Genomic DNA, 17031 nt, shown 5'->3' on the forward strand with positions numbered 1-17031 from the left:
GGGCGTTACAGCGTCGCCATGCGCTCGCGCTGCTCGCGCAGTTTGCCCAGCGCCAGTTCCGCCTCGGCGAGCTTGGCGCGTTCCTTCTCGATGACATCCGCGGGTGCTTTCGCGACGAAGCCCTGATTGCCGAGCTTGCCCCCGACGCGCTTGACCTCGCCGTCCAACCGGCCGATCTCCTTGTCCAGGCGCGCCAGTTCGGCGTCCTTGTCGATCAGACCGGCCATCGGCACCAGCACTTCCATCTCGCCGACCAGCGCAGTGGCGGCCATGGGCGCTTCTTCGCCGTTCGCCAGTATGCGCACCGATTCGAGCTTGGCGAGTTTCCTGAGCAGAGGCTCGTTCTCGAGCAGACGGCGCTGGTCTTCAGCACTGGCATTGGCAAGCAGCACGTCGATGCGCTTGGCCATGGAAATGTTCATTTCGCCGCGGATCTGCCGCAGACCGAGCATGAAGGTCTTGACCCAGCCAATGTCGGCCTCGGCTGCCGCATCGGTGCGGCTCTCGTCGGCCACCGGCCAGGGTTGCAGCATCAAGGTCTCGCCGCTCTTGCCGGCCTGGGTCTTGATCCGCTGCCAGATTTCTTCGGTGATGAAGGGCATGAAGGGATGGGCCAGGCGCAAGGCCACTTCCAGTACGCGAATCAGCGTGCGGCGGGTGCCGCGCTGGCGCTCGACCGACGCGTTCTCGTCCCACAGCACCGGCTTGACCAGCTCCAGGTACCAGGCGCAGTACTCGTCCCAGACGAATTCGTAGAGGGCCTGGGCCGCCAGGTCGAAACGGAAGGCATTGAGGTGCCGGGTCACGTCGGCCTCGGTGCGTTGCAGCGCGGAGATGATCCAGCGGTCGACCGACGACAGCTCGACGGGCTCGTCATTGACGCCGGTGTCCTGGCCGTCGGTGTTCTCCAGCACGAAGTTGGTGGCGTTCCACAGCTTGTTGCAGAAGTTGCGATAGCCCTCGACGCGGCCCATGTCGAACTTGATGTCGCGGCCGGTGGAGGCCAGCGAGCAGAAAGTGAAGCGCAAGGCGTCGGTGCCGTAGCTGGCGATGCCTTCGGGGAATTCGGCGCGGGTCTGCTTGGCGATCTTCTCGGCGAGCTTGGGTTGCATCATGCCGCTGGTGCGTTTCTCCAGCAGTGCGTCGAGGGTAATGCCGTCGACGATGTCCAGCGGGTCGAGCACGTTGCCCTTGGACTTGGACATCTTCTGGCCCTGGCCGTCGCGTACCAGGCCGTGCACGTAGACAGTCTTGAACGGGATCTGCCCGGTCAGGTGGGTCGAGAGCATGATCATCCGGGCGACCCAGAAGAATATGATGTCGAAGCCCGTGACCAGCACGTCGGTGGGGTGGAAGGTCTTCAGCGCCTCGGTCTGCTCGGGCCAGCCGAGGGTGGAGAAGGTCCACAGGCCGGAGCTGAACCAGGTGTCGAGCACGTCGTCGTCCTGGCGCAGGCTGACTTCGCCGAGGTTGTGCTTGGTGCGAACCTCTGCCTCGTCACGGCCGACGTAGACGTTGCCCGCCTCGTCGTACCAGGCCGGGATGCGGTGGCCCCACCAGAGCTGGCGGCTGATGCACCAGTCCTGGATGTCGCGCATCCAGCTGAAGTACATGTTCTCGTACTGCTTGGGCACGAACTGGATCTGCCCGCTCTCCACCGCAGCGATGGCCTTCTCGGCGAGTGGCTTGGTGGAGACGTACCACTGGTCGGTGAGCCAGGGTTCGATCACGGTGCCGGAGCGATCGCCCTTCGGTACCTTCAGGGCGTGGTCGTCGATCTTCTCCAGCAGGCCGGCAGCGTCGAAGGCTGCCACGATCCGCTTGCGCGCCTCGAAGCGATCGAGGCCTGCGTATTCGGCTGGCAGGCTGGCATCCACCGCGGTGTTGAGGCTGCCATCAAGGTTGAACACCTGGCCGGCGGCGAGCACGGCGGCATTCTTGTCGAAGATGTTGATCAGCGGCAGGCCGTGGCGCTTGCCCACTTCGTAGTCGTTGAAGTCGTGTGCCGGGGTGATCTTGACGCAGCCGGTGCCGAACTCGGGGTCGCAGTAGTCGTCGCCGATGATCGGGATCCGCCGACCCACCAGTGGCAGTTCGATGTAGCTGCCGATCAGTGCCTTGTAGCGCTCGTCCTCGGGATGGACCGCCACGGCGGCATCGCCGAGCATGGTTTCCGGACGGGTGGTGGCGACGATCAGGTAATTCTTGCCATCGGCGGTCCGCTTGCCGTCGGCCAGCGGATAACGCAGGTTCCACAGCGAGCCTTTCTCGTCGTGGCTTTCCACTTCCAGGTCGGAAATGGCGGTGTGCAGCTTGGTGTCCCAGTTGACCAGACGCTTGCCACGGTAGATCAGACCATCTTCATGCAGGCGCACGAAGGCTTCCTTGACCGCTTCGGACAGGCCTTCGTCCATGGTGAAGCGCTCGCGCGACCAATCCACCGAGGAGCCGAGCCGGCGGATCTGGCGGCTGATGTTACCGCCCGATTGCGCCTTCCATTCCCAGACCTTCTCCAGGAATTTCTCCCGGCCCAGGTCGTGCCGGCTCAGGCCCTGCGCGCCGATCTGCCGCTCCACCAGCATCTGCGTGGCGATGCCGGCGTGGTCGGTGCCAGGCTGCCACAGGGTGTTGCGGCCCTGCATGCGGCGGAAGCGGATCAGCGCATCCATGATGGCGTTGTTGAAGCCATGGCCCATGTGCAGGCTGCCGGTGACGTTCGGCGGCGGGATCATGATGGTGTAGGGTTCGCCGGCCCCTTGGGGGGCGAAGTAATTGTTCTGCTCCCAGGTCTGGTACCAGGAAGTCTCGATGGCGTGCGGCTGGTAGGTCTTGTCCATGCGGCGGGACCCTTAAAACGGCTGATCAGGGAAAACCGGAGAGTATAAAGGCAAAACGCCGATCGGAGGATCGGCGTAAGGGTAGGCCGGCGCGACTGAGTTTCGCCCGGTCAGTATTTGCGGGTCTGGATCAGTCCTTCGAGGCGGCGCTTGAGTTCGGCCTCGATTTGCGGGACGAAGTCGTCGATGACGTCCTGCAGGATCAGGTTGGCCGCGGCCCGCAGTTCGCTGTCCAGCTTGCGTTCGGCGGGCGTTCGCTGACCGGGCTGCTGCGACGAAGGCTGAGTTGCGGGGTGAGTCGGTGCTGGCGCGGTCGGCGATGCGGCAGGCGGCGCTCGGTCAGGTACGGGGGCGACGACCTCGGAAAGCAGCGGAATCGCAGCAGGATCCAGAGCAGCGTCCGGCGAGTCGGCTTCGGGAAAATCGTCGCCGAGCAGGGCGCGGATCGACTCCAGGTCGTCCAGCAGGGGCGAAGGCTTTTTCGGGGTATCAGCCATGGTGCAGGGTATTCCGCGATCGCGTCTTAGAGTTCAACACGCTTTGGATCATAGCCGCGCTGGCGATACAGACGAAAGTTGTCCCGGCAGACGGTCAACAGCTCCGGCGCCTGGTTGACGATCTCGATCACCCGGCTGAAGCGGTCGACATGGGGCGACAGGGTCGGGGCCAGGTTGACTAGCAACCCCTGCGAGACCTCCGGTGGCTGGTCGCGACCGATCACCACGGGTGAGTTCGGCTCGTCGTCGTGCAGGTCATGGGGGATGAAACTCTCGGCCCGAAAGCGCCAGAGCAGCTCGTCGATCTCCCGGCACTGCGCCCCGTCGACGCAGCGGATGAACACCGACATACCGTGGCGCCAGCCCTTGGCCGCAAGTGTGCAGGCCGCCCGCAGGCGACCGGCCGTGTCGGCACTCGGCAGTACGTAGAATTCGACCCGGGTCATGAACCGCCAGCCTGGTCGAGCTGGCGGGGCAGGGGCAGGCGTGGCATTCAGCCGGCCCGGTCGAGGAGGTACTGGGTCAGCAGCGGTACCGGACGGCCGGTGCCGCCCTTTTCCTTGCCGCCGCTGGTCCAGGCGGTGCCGGCGATGTCCAGGTGGGCCCAAGCGTATTGCTTGGCGAAGCGGGAAAGGAAGCAGCCGGCGGTGATGGTGCCTGCCTTCGGTCCGCCGATGTTGGCGAAGTCGGCGAATGGGCTGTCGAGCTGCTCTTGGTACTCCTCGAACAGCGGAAGCTGCCAGGCGCGATCATCGGCGCGTTCACCCGCCGATAGGAGTTGCTGGACCAGGTCGTCGTTGTTGCCCATCAGGCCGGAGGTATTGCTGCCCAGGGCGACGATGCAAGCACCGGTCAGGGTGGCGATGTCGATGACCGCCTGCGGCTGGAAGCGCTCGGCGTAGGTCAGGGTGTCGCACAGCACCAGGCGCCCTTCGGCATCGGTGTTGAGAATTTCGACGGTCTGCCCGCTCATGGTGGTGACGATATCGCCGGGGCGGGTGGCGCGGCCGCTGGGCATGTTCTCGGCGCAGGCGAGCAGGCCGACCACGTTGATCGGCAGCTGCAGTTCGAGCAGGGTGCGGAAGGTTCCCAGCACGCTGGCGGCACCGCACATGTCGTACTTCATTTCGTCCATGTTGGGCGAAGGCTTGATGCTGATGCCGCCAGTGTCGAAGGTGATGCCCTTGCCGACCAGGGCGTAGGGTTTGTCGCCCTTCTTGCCGCCGTTGTATTGCATCACGATCAGGCGCGGCGGCTGTTCGCTGCCTTGGGAGACCGCCAGGAAAGCCCCGGCGCCCAGCGCACGCAGCTTGTTCTCGTCGAGGATCTCGACCTTCAGGCCCTTGTAGGCCTTGCCCAGCTGCTTGGCTTCTTCGGCCATGAAACTCGGGTGGCAGACGTTCGGCGGCAGGTTGCCGAGGTCGCGCGCATAGGCCATGCCGGCGGCGATTGCCGAACCTTGCGCTGCGGCGCGCTCGACGCTCGCCTGATCGGCTTTGCTGCAGAGCAGGGTGATCTTGCCTAGCGACTGGGGTTCGGCTTTTTTGCTCTTGTAGCGATCGAAGACATAGCGGCCGTCGGCGAGTACTTCGACCAGCAGGCGGGCGGTGGCGTACGCGTCCCGGCCATCGATCAGGACACCTTGCAGTACGAGGGTCGCGTCAGCGCCGCTCAGGCCCTTGAGTACCGACAGAATGGCGGCGGCGACCTTGCGCCACTGGCGGCCGTTTAGTTCCGACTCCTTGCCAATGCCGACCAGCAGCACGCGTTCGGCCTTGAGGCCGGGCAGGCTGTGCAGCAGCAGCGTCTGTCCGACCTTGCCTTGCAGGTCGCCGCGCTTGAGGATCGTCGTGATGGCGCCACCGCTCGCGGTATCCACGGCCTGCGCGGTCTCGCCCAGTGCGAGGCCTTCGCTGACCGGCAACACCAGCGTGGCGGTTTTCAGGGTTGAGGCTTTGGCGCTTTTGACAACGAATTCCATGGTGTGGAGTCCCCAAGACAAAGAGTCGGGTTTGCAGGATAATGCCGGCTATTTTCCGGTGGTTCGTCTGCGGGCGGGCCGGCAATGGCGGTTAGTTTGAGCGTACCCGCCTGAGCCTGACAACCCTGGAGTTTCTGGTTTGATCGTCTTTCGCTACCTGTCTCGTGAAGTCCTGATCACCATGAGTGCCGTCAGCGCCGTGCTGCTGGTGATCATCATGAGTGGCCGTTTCATCAAGTATCTCGCCCAGGCCGCGCAAGGCCTGCTCGACCCCGGCGTGTTGTTCCTGATCATGGGGTTCCGCCTTCCCGGCTTCCTGCAATTGATCCTTCCCCTGGGCTTGTTCCTCGGCATTCTCCTGGCTTACGGGCGTCTTTACCTGGAAAGCGAGATGACGGTGCTGTCGGCGACCGGCATGAGCCAGCAACGGCTCATGGTCTACAGTCTTGCGCCCGCCGCGGTTGTGGCTTTTCTGGTTGGATGGTTGAGCTTGGGGCTGGCCCCGCAAGGGGTGACCGAGGTGGCGCGGATCCTCAATCAGCAGGAGTCGCTGACCGAATTCGATACCTTGGTTCCTGGTCGCTTCCAGACCATGCGGAGCGGCAGCCGGGTGACCTATACCCGCGAATTGTCCCAGGATCGCAGCGAGCTGGCTGGCATCTTCATGTCCGAGACCAACACCTCGAGCCAAAGTGGCGCCGACCGCGGCGTTTCGGTGATCGTTGCCGAGCGCGGGCGCCAGGAAGTCCAGCCGGACGGCAGCCGCTATCTGATTCTGGAAAAAGGCTTTCGCTACGACGGCAATCCGGGACAGGCCAATTACCGTGCCATCGAGTACGACACCTACGGCGTACTGCTGCCGCGCCCGGAAGTCAGTCTCGAGATCAGCGACCGCGAAGCCATACCGACGGGCGATCTGTTCGGCAGCGACAACCTGCGCCATCAGTCCGAGCTGCAGTGGCGCCTTTCGCTGCCGTTGCTGGTGTTCGTCGTGACGCTGCTGGCCGTGCCGTTGTCGCGGGTCAATCCGCGGCAGGGGCGATTCCTCAAGCTGTTGCCCGCGATCCTTCTTTATATGACCTACCTTGCGTTGCTCATCGCCGCCCGCGGCTCGCTCGACAAGGGGCGTATCCCGCCGGCCCTGGGCCTGTGGTGGGTCCATGCCCTGTTCCTCGGGGTTGGTCTGCTCATGCTGTACTGGGAACCCCTGCGCCTGAACATGAAGCGCCGTCGCGCCGGGAGCCTTGCCCATGGTTAAGCTCGATCGCTATATCGGTCGTCATGTGTTCGTGGCGATTCTGGCCGTCCTGGGAATCATCGTCGGGCTTGCCCTGCTGTTCGCGTTCATCGACGAGCTGGGTGATATCGAAGGCAGCTATGGGTTGGCTGATGCGTTGTTATACGTGTTCATGACTGCCCCGCGTCGTTTGTACGAGATGCTGCCGATGGCCGCGCTGATCGGCTGCCTGATCGGTCTGGGTACGCTGGCCAGCAGCAGCGAGCTGACCATCATGCGCGCCGCGGGTGTCTCGCTCGGGCGCATCGTCTGGGCGGTCATGAAGCCGATGCTGGTACTGCTGATGGTCGGCGTGCTGATCGGTGAATACGTCGCGCCCTGGAGCGAGGATGCCGCCCAGGCGCGACGTGCGATGGCGCAGGGGGGCGGCGAGGCGCAAAGCAGCAAGCGCGGGTTATGGCATCGCCAGGGCGATGAGTTCGTCCATATCAACGCGGTTCAGCCCAATGGCGTGCTGTTCGGGGTGACCCGCTACCGTTTCGACGGCGAGCGGCACCTGCTGTCGGCAAGTTTTGCTCGTCGCGCCGATTACCAGGGCGATCACTGGCAGTTGAAGGACATCTCCACCACGCATTTTCGCGGCGAGCGCACCGAGGTCGAGCAGACCGATGAAGTGCGTTGGGACGTACAACTGACGCCGCAATTGCTGGGAACGGTGATCATGGAGCCCGATGCGCTGTCGATCACCGGTCTGTGGCGATACATCCACTATCTGGGCGAGCAAGGAATGAACAATGCGCGCTACTGGCTGGCCTTCTGGGGCAAGGTCCTGCAGCCGTTGGTCACCGTCGCGCTGGTGCTGATGGCGATTTCCTTCATCTTCGGCCCGTTGCGCTCGGTGACGCTCGGTCAGCGGATTTTTACCGGTGTGGTGGTCGGATTCGTCTTCCGCATCGTTCAGGATCTGCTCGGGCCGGCCAGTCAGGTGTTCGGATTCTCTCCGCTGCTGGCCGTGGTGCTACCCGCTGCGATCTGCGCATTGGCGGGCCTGCTTCTGCTGCGGCGGGCCGGCTAAAGCCGTCACTTCTTCTTGTGGATGTTCTTCGGCAGTTGGACGACCTGGCTTTCGGAATAGATGTCATGCCAGGTGCGCTTGCGCTTGTCCCAGAGCATCCAGAGATAGCCGAGTCCGAAGAACAGCCACGAGCCAATCGCAACGATGAAGCGCAGCAACGCCTGCCAGAGTCTTATCGCGCTGCCGTCCGCATTCTGTATCCGTACGCCCCATACCTGCATGCCGAGTGTCTGGCCATTATGGGTCCAGAATTTAGCGAAGAAGCCGAACAGGCTGAAGAACAGCAGGGTCGAGAGCAGTGGGTCGATATCCAAGGCGCCGGTTTCGGACATCGCCTGCAGTTGTTCGCTGCCGTACAGCAGTCGCAGCACGATCTGCTGATAGGCGAGCGTCACTACCATCATTAGAGCGATGGAAAGGAAGCTGTCGTAGAAAATAGCGGCCAGGCGACGCCAGAGACTGGCGGGCGGGAAGGGTCCCTGGGGGGTGAGCAGGTGATTGCGCATCTCGGCTCCGATAGAAAAGGCAGCCGGCATTCTACGGAATTCCGCCCACAAAAAAGCCCCTGATGTTTCCATCAGGGGCTTTCGACAAGCGGCGAGGCTTAGCCCAGGATTTGAACCTGGTCAGCCTGCATGCCCTTCTGTCCTTGTACAGCGATGAAGCTGACTTTCTGGCCTTCTTTCAGGCTCTTGAAGCCATTACCTTCGATCGCGCGGAAGTGCACGAACAGATCCGGACCGCTCTCAGGAGTGATGAAACCAAAACCTTTCTCGTCGTTAAACCACTTGACGGTACCGTTCTGACGATTCGACATGTCTTTGTATCCTTGAAACTCAAAAGTTGAATTGCCCCGGCATTTAGATGCAGGAAGCTGGAACTGGTTGCAAAGAGTAAGAGAAGTCGAGCGGGATGTAGCGGATCTGAAGATCTACTGCATCAGGTCACGATTCAACAGCGACCCATGCAAACACAGTGGGCACACTCTACGCTAACTCGCCGGGGAATGCCAACCCCTCGGAGCCATGAAAGTTGAACGTGCAGAGACAGCACCTGCGCGTGTGTGTGTGCTGGCGAAAGTCGCCGTGTTGCGGTCGCGTTTCTGTGACGGGGATGTGGCAGTTGCCGTACACCTATCACGGCGCTCGCGCCATGGCCCGTCTGGAGCCTGAATCCGCAGGCGGATCCAGTATTCGGTGATGCTGCTTCGGTAGCCGGTGCTCGTAGTGGAGCGCTGGCAGATTCGTACGCCGAAGAGTCGCCTGGCAACCTGTTGGATTTGGTTTGGCTGCGCAGGAAAGGACGCGGATACTACAGCGTCGAACGCTGGCATGCAATGGCGCAGAGCCAATAACCGGAACCGCTCCACACTGCATGTGGCTGAGACAAAAAAACCGGACAACGCCGGTTTCATATCGGCGGCTTTGCTTGCCGCCTGAAGTATTGGTGCCTCGGGAGAGACTCGAACTCTCACTCTGTCGCCAGAAACGGATTTTGAATCCGCCGCGTCTACCGATTCCGCCACCGAGGCACGATGGGCGCGCAGTATAGGGATGCCGATCAGAGCGGTCAATCGGGTTGGCGTGGTCAGCGGCCCTTCGTTTCGGATAAGCTTTGCGCCCCCGAAACCAGTCTGACCCCGCCATGCACGTCGCCGATTTTTCCTTCGAACTCCCCGAGTCGCTGATCGCCCGCCATCCGCTTGCCGAGCGCCGTGGCAGCAGGCTATTGCAGCTCGATGGCGAGACCGGGCGGATCGAGCATGGGCAGTTCGCCGATCTTCTGCAGCGCCTGCATGCAGGCGATCTGATGGTCTTCAACAACACGCGGGTGATTCCGGCGCGCCTTTTCGGACGCAAGGCGTCGGGCGGTAAGCTCGAGGTGTTGGTCGAGCGGGTTCTGGATGAGCGTCGGGTGCTGGCGCACATCCGCTCGAGCAAGTCGCCGAAGTCCGGCTCGTCGATTTTGCTCGACGGTGGCGGCGAGGCGCGGATGCTCGCTCGCCACGATGCGCTGTTCGAACTCGAGTTTTCCGAACCTGTGCTGCCGCTGCTCGAGCGTATCGGCCACATGCCGTTGCCTCCTTATATAGACCGCCCCGACGAGGCGGCGGATCGCGAGCGCTACCAGACCGTCTATGCCGAGCGCGCCGGTGCGGTGGCTGCGCCGACGGCGGGGCTGCATTTCGACGAGCCTTTGCTGCAGGCGATCCGTGACAAGGGGGTGTCGATCGCCTTCGTCACCCTGCATGTGGGGGCGGGGACTTTCCAGCCGGTGCGGGTCGAGCGGATCGAAGACCATCACATGCACCGCGAATGGCTGGAGGTCGACCAGCAGGTGGTCGACGCCGTCGCGGCCTGCCGCGAGCGCGGCGGTCGAGTGGTGGCGGTCGGTACTACCAGCGTGCGCTCGCTGGAGAGTGCCGCGCGCGACGGCACGCTCAAGCCGTTCAGCGGTGACACCGACATCTTCATCTACCCGGGCAAGACCTTTCATGTGGTCGATGCGCTGGTGACCAATTTTCATCTACCCGAGTCCACGCTGCTGATGTTGGTCTCGGCGTTTGCGGGATACCCGGAAACCATGGCCGCCTACAGGGTGGCGGTGGAACAGGGCTACCGCTTCTTCAGTTACGGTGATGCCATGTTCATTACCCGCAATCCCGCGCCGCGCGGACCCGAGGATCGCCCATGAGTCGTACCTGCCACATGACCTTCGAAGTGCTCGCCAGCGAAGGGCGGGCGCGTCGTGGTCGCCTGACCTTTCCTCGCGGCACAGTGGAGACACCCGCGTTCATGCCTGTCGGAACCTATGGCACCGTCAAGGGCATGCTGCCGCGTGACATCGAGGCGATCGGTGCGCAGATCATTCTCGGCAACACCTTTCACCTGTGGCTTCGTCCCGGTACCGAGGTCATTCGCCGCCATGGCGATCTGCATGACTTCATGCAGTGGAAGGGGCCGATCCTGACCGACTCCGGCGGTTTCCAGGTGTTCAGTCTGGGCGCCATGCGCAAGATCAAGGAGGAGGGTGTGTACTTTTCCTCGCCGGTGGATGGCGCCAAGGTATTCATGGGCCCCGAGGAGTCGATGCAGGTGCAGCGTGATCTGGGCTCCGACATCGTGATGATTTTCGACGAGTGCACGCCCTACCCGGCTGACGAGGACGTCGCGCGACGTTCGATGGAGCTCTCGCTGCGTTGGGCTGCACGTTCCAAGGCGGCCCACGGCGAAAGTCCCGCGGCGCTGTTCGGCATCGTCCAGGGGGGCATGCACGAATCGCTGCGCCTGCGCTCGCTGGAGGGGTTGTGCGATATCGGTTTCGACGGTCTCGCCATCGGTGGGCTTTCGGTAGGCGAGCCGAAGGAAGAGATGCTACGTGTGCTTGATTTCCTGCCCCCGCACATGCCGGCAGACAAACCGCGTTACCTGATGGGAGTAGGCAAGCCCGAGGATCTGGTGGAAGGTGTGCGCCGCGGCGTCGACATGTTCGATTGCGTGATGCCGACGCGCAACGCGCGCAATGGTCATCTGTTCGTCGATGACGGCGTGATCAAGATCCGCAACGCGGTGCACAAACACGACGAATCGCCGCTCGATCCGACCTGTGACTGCTATACCTGCCAGAACTTTACCCGCGCCTACCTCTATCACTTGGACAAGTGCGGCGAAATGCTCGGCAGCATGCTCAATACCATCCACAACCTGCGGCATTACCAGCGGTTGATGGCCGGTTTACGCGACGCCATCCAAAAGGGTACATTGGCGGCCTTTGTCGACGCCTTCTATGCCAAGCGCGGACTGCCAACCCCGCCGCTTGGATGACCGTTATCCAATACGTCCCTGCAACAGGAGTGCTACATGAGCTTTCTGATTCCCGCCGCCCATGCCCAGGAGGCCGCCGGCCCCGCTGGTACCGGTTTCGAGTGGGTCTTCCTGATCGGTTTTCTGGTCATCTTCTATCTGATGATCTGGCGTCCCCAGGCCAAGCGTGCCAAAGAGCACAAGAACCTGATCGGTGGACTGCAGAAGGGTGATGAAGTGGTCACCTCCGGCGGCATCGCGGGTCGCGTCGCCAAGGTTGCGGACGATTTCGTAGTGCTGGAAGTATCCGATACCGTCGAACTGAAGATCCAGAAGGTCGCCATCGCCGCCACCTTGCCCAAGGGCACCTTGAAGGCGATCTGAGCTTACTTCGTTCATACCTATCGACGGGGCGCGCAAGGCGCCCCGCGTTCATTAAGTGGGCTGCGTCATGCTCAATAGATTCCCCCTCTGGAAATACCTGCTGATACTGGCAGTGCTCGCGGTTGCTTTCGTTTATTCCGCGCCGAACCTCTATCCCGATGACCCCGCCATCCAGATCACCGGCTCTACCGCTGCGCTGCAGGTCGAGCAGGCCGAACTCGACCGCGCCCGTACCGCCCTCGAGCAGGCCGGTATCGCGGTCAAGTCCGCCGAGCAGGCGGAGCAGGGGCGTGGCGGGATGTTGCGACTGGAGCGTCAGAGCGATCAGTTGCCGGCCAAGGACATTGTTCGTCGCGTCCTTGGTGACCAGTATGTGGTCGCACTGAATCTGGCTCCCACCACGCCGGACTGGCTGCGCAAGCTTGGCGCTTCGCCGATGAAGCTCGGCCTCGATCTGTCGGGCGGTGTGCACTTCCTGCTCGAAGTGGACATGGACAAGGCCATCGAAACGCGGCTCAACGTCTCCGACAGTGAAGTGAAAGCGCTGCTGCGCCAGGAGCGCGTGCGCTACCGCAGCCTGCCCATCCAGGGCAACGCGCTGCAGCTGGGCTTTGCCGATCAGGAAACACTGGCCACGGCCCAGTCGTTGATCCGCAAGAACTTCAGCGATTTCGAAATCAGCACCAGTGAGCGCGGCGGGCAACAGGTGCTACGCCTGACCATGACCGAGGCCAAGCTCGCGGAGATCCGCGAATACTCGATCCGTCAGAACCTCACCACCGTACGTAACCGCGTCAACGAGTTGGGGGTCGCCGAGCCGCTGGTTCAGCGTCAGGGTGCCAACCGCATCGTGGTGGAATTGCCGGGCGTGCAGGACACCGCCGAGGCCAAGCGCATCCTGGGCAAGACGGCGAACCTCGAGTTCCGCCTCGCTGCCGAGGCCGATGCGCCCCGTGCTTCGACCGAAAGCTTCAATTTCCGCCAGGAAGGCCGCCCGCCGGTGCCGCTCGAGCGCAACCTGATCATCACCGGTGACCAGGTCACCGATGCCCAGGCGAGCTACGACGAAAACGGTCGTCCGCAGGTGAACATCCGTCTCGACGGGCATGGCGGCGATCTGATGAATCGCGCCACTCGCAATAACGTGGGCCGCAGCATGGCGGTGATCTTCATCGAGCAGCGGCCGATGACGCGCTATGTGCGTCAGACCGTCGACGGCGTCGAGCAGGAGGTCCAGGTCCAGGGCTTCCAGGAAGAAAAGCAGATCATCAGCCTGGCGACCATCCAGTCGCCGCTGGGCAGTCAGTTCCGCATCACCGGACTCGACGGGCAGGGCGAGTCGTCAGAGCTGGCTCTGTTGCTGCGCGCCGGCGGTCTGGCTGCGCCGATGTACTTCGCCGAAGAGCGCACCATCGGTCCGAGCCTGGGCGCGGAAAACATCCAGCTGGGTATCAAGGCCGCGATCTGGGGCTTCCTTCTGGTAGCGCTGTTCATCACGGTGATCTACAAGTTCTTCGGCGTACTGGCCACTCTGGCGCTGATGTTCAACATGGTTGTGCTGCTGGCGGCGATGTCGATGCTTGGTGCCACCCTGACCCTTCCCGGCATCGCCGGTATTGTGCTGACGATGGGTATGGCGGTCGACGCCAACGTGCTGATCTTCTCGCGAATCAGGGAAGAGATTGGCAACGGAATGTCGATACAGCGGGCCATCCATGAAGGCTTCGATCGTGCGTTTTCGGCGATCCTCGACGGAAACCTGACCACGTTGCTCGTGGGTGGCATTCTCTTCGCGATGGGCACTGGCCCGGTCAAGGGCTTTGCCGTCACGTTGTCGCTCGGCATCCTGACGTCGATGTTCACCGCCATCATCGTGACGCGCGGCATGGTCAACCTGATCTATGGTGGCCGCGATCTCAAGAAGCTTTGGATTTAAGGTGCTGCCACGATGAAGCGTGTAATCAATTTCATGGCGATTCGCCATTTGGCTTTCGCACTGACCCTGTTGTTGACCGTGGTTTCGGTGGGCAGCTTGATTTTCAAGGGGTTGAATTTCGGCCTGGATTTTACCGGCGGTACCTTGATCGAGCTGGGCTACGAGAAGCCGGTAGCCCTCGACCAGGTGCGCTCGCAGCTCGGTGCGGCGGGTTATGGCGATGCCGTAGTGCAGAGCTTCGGCGCCACTACCGATGTGCTGGTACGCATGCCGGGCGACGACCCGCAGCTGGGTACGCAGGTGGCGCAGGCGCTGCAGGCAAGCGATGCCGACAACCCGGTCACGGTCAAGCGGGTCGAGTTCGTCGGCCCGGCGGTCGGTGAGGAGCTGCGTGATCAGGGTGGCCTGGGCATGCTGCTGGCCCTTGGCGGCATCCTGGTTTACGTGGCGTTCCGCTTCCAGTGGAAGTTCGGTTTCGGCGCTGTCGTCTCGCTGTTCCATGACGTGGCGGTGGTGCTGGGCGTGTTCGCTTTCTTCCAGATTCCGTTCGACCTGACGGTGCTGGCGGCGGTGCTGGCGGTGATCGGTTACTCGCTCAACGACACCATCGTGGTGTTCGACCGGATTCGCGAGAACTTCCGCATGCTGCGCAAGGCCGATCTGATCGAGAACATCAACATTTCCACCACCCAGACCTTGTTGCGAACCCTTGCGACATCGATCTCCACGCTCATAGCGGTGGGTGCGCTGATGATCTTTGGTGGCGAGAATCTCTGGGGCTTTTCGCTGGCATTGTTCATCGGCGTGGGTGCCGGTACCTATTCCTCCGTCTATGTGGCCAGCACGCTGCTGGTCTGGCTGAAGCTGACCCGCGACGATCTGATCCCGCCGGTTGCTGAAGAAGTGGACGAGCGCCCCTGATCGGACTTCCTGAACTTTTCGGGCCTTGCTGAGTCAAAGGCCCGGATCACGGGCGAGGCCCGCAGGAGAGGACGTAGCATTGAATAAATCCATGGTTGTCGGTGCGGTTTTGGGTGCTGTAGTGGTGACTGCAGGTGGTGCGTTCGCCACCTATAACCTGATGGATCGAGGTCCTCAGTTCGCCGAAGTGGTCGCGGTACAGCCGATCAAGGAAACCCTCAAAACGCCTCGCGAAGTCTGCAAGGATGTCACCGTGACGCGTCAGCGCCCGGTTCAGGATCAGCATAAGATTGCCGGTACGGTCATCGGTGCGGTCGCAGGTGGCCTGCTTGGTAATCAGGTTGGCGGCGGCAACGGCAAGAAGATCGCCACCGTGGCCGGCGCCGCGGCAGGTGGTTATGCCGGCAACAAGGTTCAGGGCAACATGCAGGCGAGCGATACCTATACCACCACCGAGACCCGCTGCAACACGGTTACCGACGTCAGCGAGAAAGTGGTTGGCTATGACGTGAAGTACAACCTGGGTGGCGAGGTTGGCCAGGTGCGCATGGATCGTGATCCGGGCGCGCAGATCCCCGTCAGGGATGGCCAGCTGGTGCTGGTGCAGCAATAAGATCTGCTCGAGATGAAGAAGCGCCCTGCGGGGCGCTTTTTTTTGTCTTCAATTCTTGGCCTGGGCTCGACTGCGCAGCGGAACGCGCTTCAGCGCGGCCCCGAAGGGGTGAGGATTGCCGAGTAACCTGGGACGCAGTCCCTGGTGAGAGTCCGGCGGCCACAAGCCCCAGGTTTTCACCTGAGGCTTTTGAATTTGGCTCCGCGACCTGGACTCGACTGCGCAGCAGAACGCGCTTCAGCGCGGCCCCGAAGGGGTGAGGCTTGCCGAATAACCTGGGACGCAGTCCCTGGTGAGAGTCCGGCGGCCACAAAAAAGCCCCAGGTTTTCACCTGAGGCTTTTGAATTTGGCTCCGCGACCTGGACTCGAACCAGGGACCCAATGATTAACAGTCATTTGCTCTACCGACTGAGCTATCGCGGAACGACGATGCGTATCCTACTGTTTACAAAGGGGAAGTCAACCCCGTGGAAGCGTCTTGATGACCTCGACGATGGCATCGGTCACGTGGTCGAGGTTGTGCTGATTCAGTGCGGCGACGCAAATCCGGCCGGTGCCGATCGCGTAGACACCAAAGTCCGTACGCAGACGGTCGACCTGCTCCGTGGTCAGGCCGGAGTAGGAGAACATGCCGCGTTGGGCGCTGACGAAACCGAACTCCTGCACGGCGCCCTTGGTGCGCAGTTGCTCGACCATGGCCAGGCGCATCTTCTGGATACGACTGCGCATCTCGCCCAGTTCCTGCTCCCACAGCGTGCGTAGTTCGGGGCTGCTCAGTACGCTCGCCACCACGGTGGCGCCATGGGTCGGCGGGTTGGAGTAGTTGGTGCGGATCACTCGTTTGACCTGCGAAAGCACGCGCGTCGCTTCCTCGCGGCTGTCGGTGACCAGCGAGAGCGCGCCGACGCGCTCGCCGTACAGCGAGAAGGACTTGGAAAAGGAGCTAGATACCAGGAACGGCAGCCCGGCATCGGCGAACAGGCGTACCGCGGCCGCGTCGTCCTCGAGGCTGTCGCCGAATCCCTGGTAGGCGATGTCCAGGAAGGGCACATGGCCACGCGCCTTGATCACTTCAAGAACCTGCTCCCAGTCGGCCAGGTCCAGATCGACCCCGGTGGGGTTGTGGCAGCAGGCGTGCAGTACCACGATCGAGCGGGGCTGGAGCGCGTTAAGGTCTTCAAGCAGGCCCGGCAGATCGATGCCATGGCTGGCGGCGGCGTAGTAGCGGTAGTTTTTTACCGGAAAGCCGGCCGACTCGAACAGGGCACGGTGGTTTTCCCAGCTGGGGTCGCTGATGGCGACGGTCGCATCGGGCAGCAATCGCTTGAGGAAGTCGGCACCTACTTTCAGGGCGCCAGTACCGCCCAGGGCCTGGGTGGTGACGACACGGCCTTCGGCCAGCAGCGGCGAGTCTTCACCAAAGATCAGTTTCTGCACGAGCGAGTCGTAGGCCGCAATGCCATCGATCGGCAGGTAGCCACGCGGGGCCTGTGCCGCCAGGCGTGCCTTCTCTGCTTCGGCGACGGCGCGTAGCAGCGGAACACGACCTTCTTCATTGTAATAGACACCCACCCCGAGGTTGACCTTGTTCGGCCGAGTATCGGCATTGAAGGCTTCGTTGAGGCCCAGGATCGGGTCGCGCGGCGCCATTTCGACAGCAGAGAACAAACTCATGGTGGGAGGGCTCGAAGAGAAGAGGAAAGGTGACGGAGCAGCGCCCTCGCTTCGGCGCTAGGGCGGTGCGCA

The 17031-nt window shown here is 62.5% G+C and carries 15 protein-coding genes and 2 tRNA genes; 8 read left to right on the plus strand and 9 right to left on the minus strand.

What is annotated here, in order from left to right; genetic code table 11:
• Positions 1-5: 5 nt before the first annotated feature.
• The 4 genes from G7026_RS04160 to G7026_RS04175 all read right to left on the minus strand — a co-directional run bounded on the left by G7026_RS04160 (position 6) and on the right by G7026_RS04175 (position 5315).
• Positions 6-2837 (minus strand): valine--tRNA ligase, encoded by a 2832-nt coding sequence (locus G7026_RS04160; protein WP_181069511.1) that lies wholly within the window; start codon positions 2835-2837, stop codon positions 6-8.
• Positions 2838-2947: 110 nt separating this feature from the next.
• The gene (locus tag G7026_RS04165) at positions 2948-3334 is read right to left on the minus strand and encodes a DNA polymerase III subunit chi (protein ID WP_181069512.1); all 387 of its coding nucleotides are present in this window, start codon (positions 3332-3334) and stop codon (positions 2948-2950) included.
• 26 nt (positions 3335-3360) lie between these two features.
• Positions 3361-3780 (minus strand): DNA polymerase III subunit chi, encoded by a 420-nt coding sequence (locus G7026_RS04170; protein WP_181069513.1) that lies wholly within the window; start codon positions 3778-3780, stop codon positions 3361-3363.
• 47 nt (positions 3781-3827) lie between these two features.
• The gene (locus G7026_RS04175) at positions 3828-5315 is read right to left on the minus strand and encodes a leucyl aminopeptidase (protein ID WP_181069514.1); all 1488 of its coding nucleotides are present in this window, start codon (positions 5313-5315) and stop codon (positions 3828-3830) included.
• 139 nt (positions 5316-5454) lie between these two features.
• On the opposite strand from G7026_RS04175, the gene lptF reads away from it, so the two are divergent.
• Both lptF and lptG read left to right on the plus strand, forming a co-directional pair.
• Complete coding sequence (gene lptF / locus G7026_RS04180; protein WP_181069515.1) at positions 5455-6573, plus strand: LPS export ABC transporter permease LptF; 1119 nt, start codon at positions 5455-5457, stop codon at positions 6571-6573.
• Positions 6566-7627: an LPS export ABC transporter permease LptG gene (lptG, locus tag G7026_RS04185; protein WP_181069516.1), complete on the plus strand. Its 1062-nt coding sequence runs from the start codon at positions 6566-6568 to the stop codon at positions 7625-7627. Before lptF ends, lptG begins: the two co-directional genes overlap by 8 nt.
• 5 nt (positions 7628-7632) lie before the next feature.
• Here the strand turns inward: lptG and G7026_RS04190 are convergent, their stop codons facing one another.
• From G7026_RS04190 to G7026_RS04200, 3 genes are all read right to left on the minus strand, one after another.
• The gene (locus G7026_RS04190) at positions 7633-8133 is read right to left on the minus strand and encodes an RDD family protein (protein ID WP_181069517.1); all 501 of its coding nucleotides are present in this window, start codon (positions 8131-8133) and stop codon (positions 7633-7635) included.
• A gap of 98 nt (positions 8134-8231) precedes the next feature.
• Positions 8232-8444, minus strand: a complete 213-nt coding sequence (locus tag G7026_RS04195; protein ID WP_003246255.1) for a cold-shock protein — start codon at positions 8442-8444, stop codon at positions 8232-8234.
• Positions 8445-9071: 627 nt separating this feature from the next.
• Positions 9072-9158, minus strand: a tRNA-Leu gene (locus G7026_RS04200).
• A gap of 113 nt (positions 9159-9271) precedes the next feature.
• Here G7026_RS04200 and queA point away from each other — a divergent pair.
• From queA to G7026_RS04230, 6 genes are all read left to right on the plus strand, one after another.
• Positions 9272-10321 carry a tRNA preQ1(34) S-adenosylmethionine ribosyltransferase-isomerase QueA gene (gene queA, locus G7026_RS04205; RefSeq protein ID WP_181069518.1) on the plus strand — a complete coding sequence of 350 codons (1050 nt, stop codon included), beginning with the start codon at positions 9272-9274 and terminating at the stop codon, positions 10319-10321.
• Positions 10322-10335: 14 nt separating this feature from the next.
• A complete protein-coding gene (gene tgt / locus G7026_RS04210; protein WP_181069825.1) occupies positions 10336-11451 on the plus strand; it encodes a tRNA guanosine(34) transglycosylase Tgt in 1116 nt (371 codons plus the stop codon).
• Between the two features lie 36 nt (positions 11452-11487).
• Complete coding sequence (gene yajC, locus G7026_RS04215; protein ID WP_138409199.1) at positions 11488-11814, plus strand: preprotein translocase subunit YajC; 327 nt, start codon at positions 11488-11490, stop codon at positions 11812-11814.
• Positions 11815-11881: 67 nt separating this feature from the next.
• Complete coding sequence (secD, locus tag G7026_RS04220) at positions 11882-13750, plus strand: protein translocase subunit SecD (RefSeq protein WP_181069519.1); 1869 nt, start codon at positions 11882-11884, stop codon at positions 13748-13750.
• A gap of 12 nt (positions 13751-13762) precedes the next feature.
• Entirely contained in the window at positions 13763-14671 is a 909-nt protein-coding gene (gene secF / locus G7026_RS04225) for a protein translocase subunit SecF (protein WP_181069520.1), read from the plus strand.
• Between the two features lie 79 nt (positions 14672-14750).
• Positions 14751-15284 (plus strand): glycine zipper 2TM domain-containing protein, encoded by a 534-nt coding sequence (locus G7026_RS04230; protein ID WP_181069521.1) that lies wholly within the window; start codon positions 14751-14753, stop codon positions 15282-15284.
• Positions 15285-15632: 348 nt separating this feature from the next.
• Here the strand turns inward: G7026_RS04230 and G7026_RS04235 are convergent.
• Positions 15633-15708, minus strand: a tRNA-Asn gene (locus G7026_RS04235).
• A gap of 36 nt (positions 15709-15744) precedes the next feature.
• Entirely contained in the window at positions 15745-16959 is a 1215-nt protein-coding gene (locus tag G7026_RS04240) for an amino acid aminotransferase (protein ID WP_181069522.1), read from the minus strand.
• Positions 16960-17031 lie beyond the last annotated feature (72 nt).

This window comes from Stutzerimonas azotifigens, assembly GCF_013522725.1.
Lineage (GTDB): Bacteria > Pseudomonadota > Gammaproteobacteria > Pseudomonadales > Pseudomonadaceae > Stutzerimonas > Stutzerimonas azotifigens_A.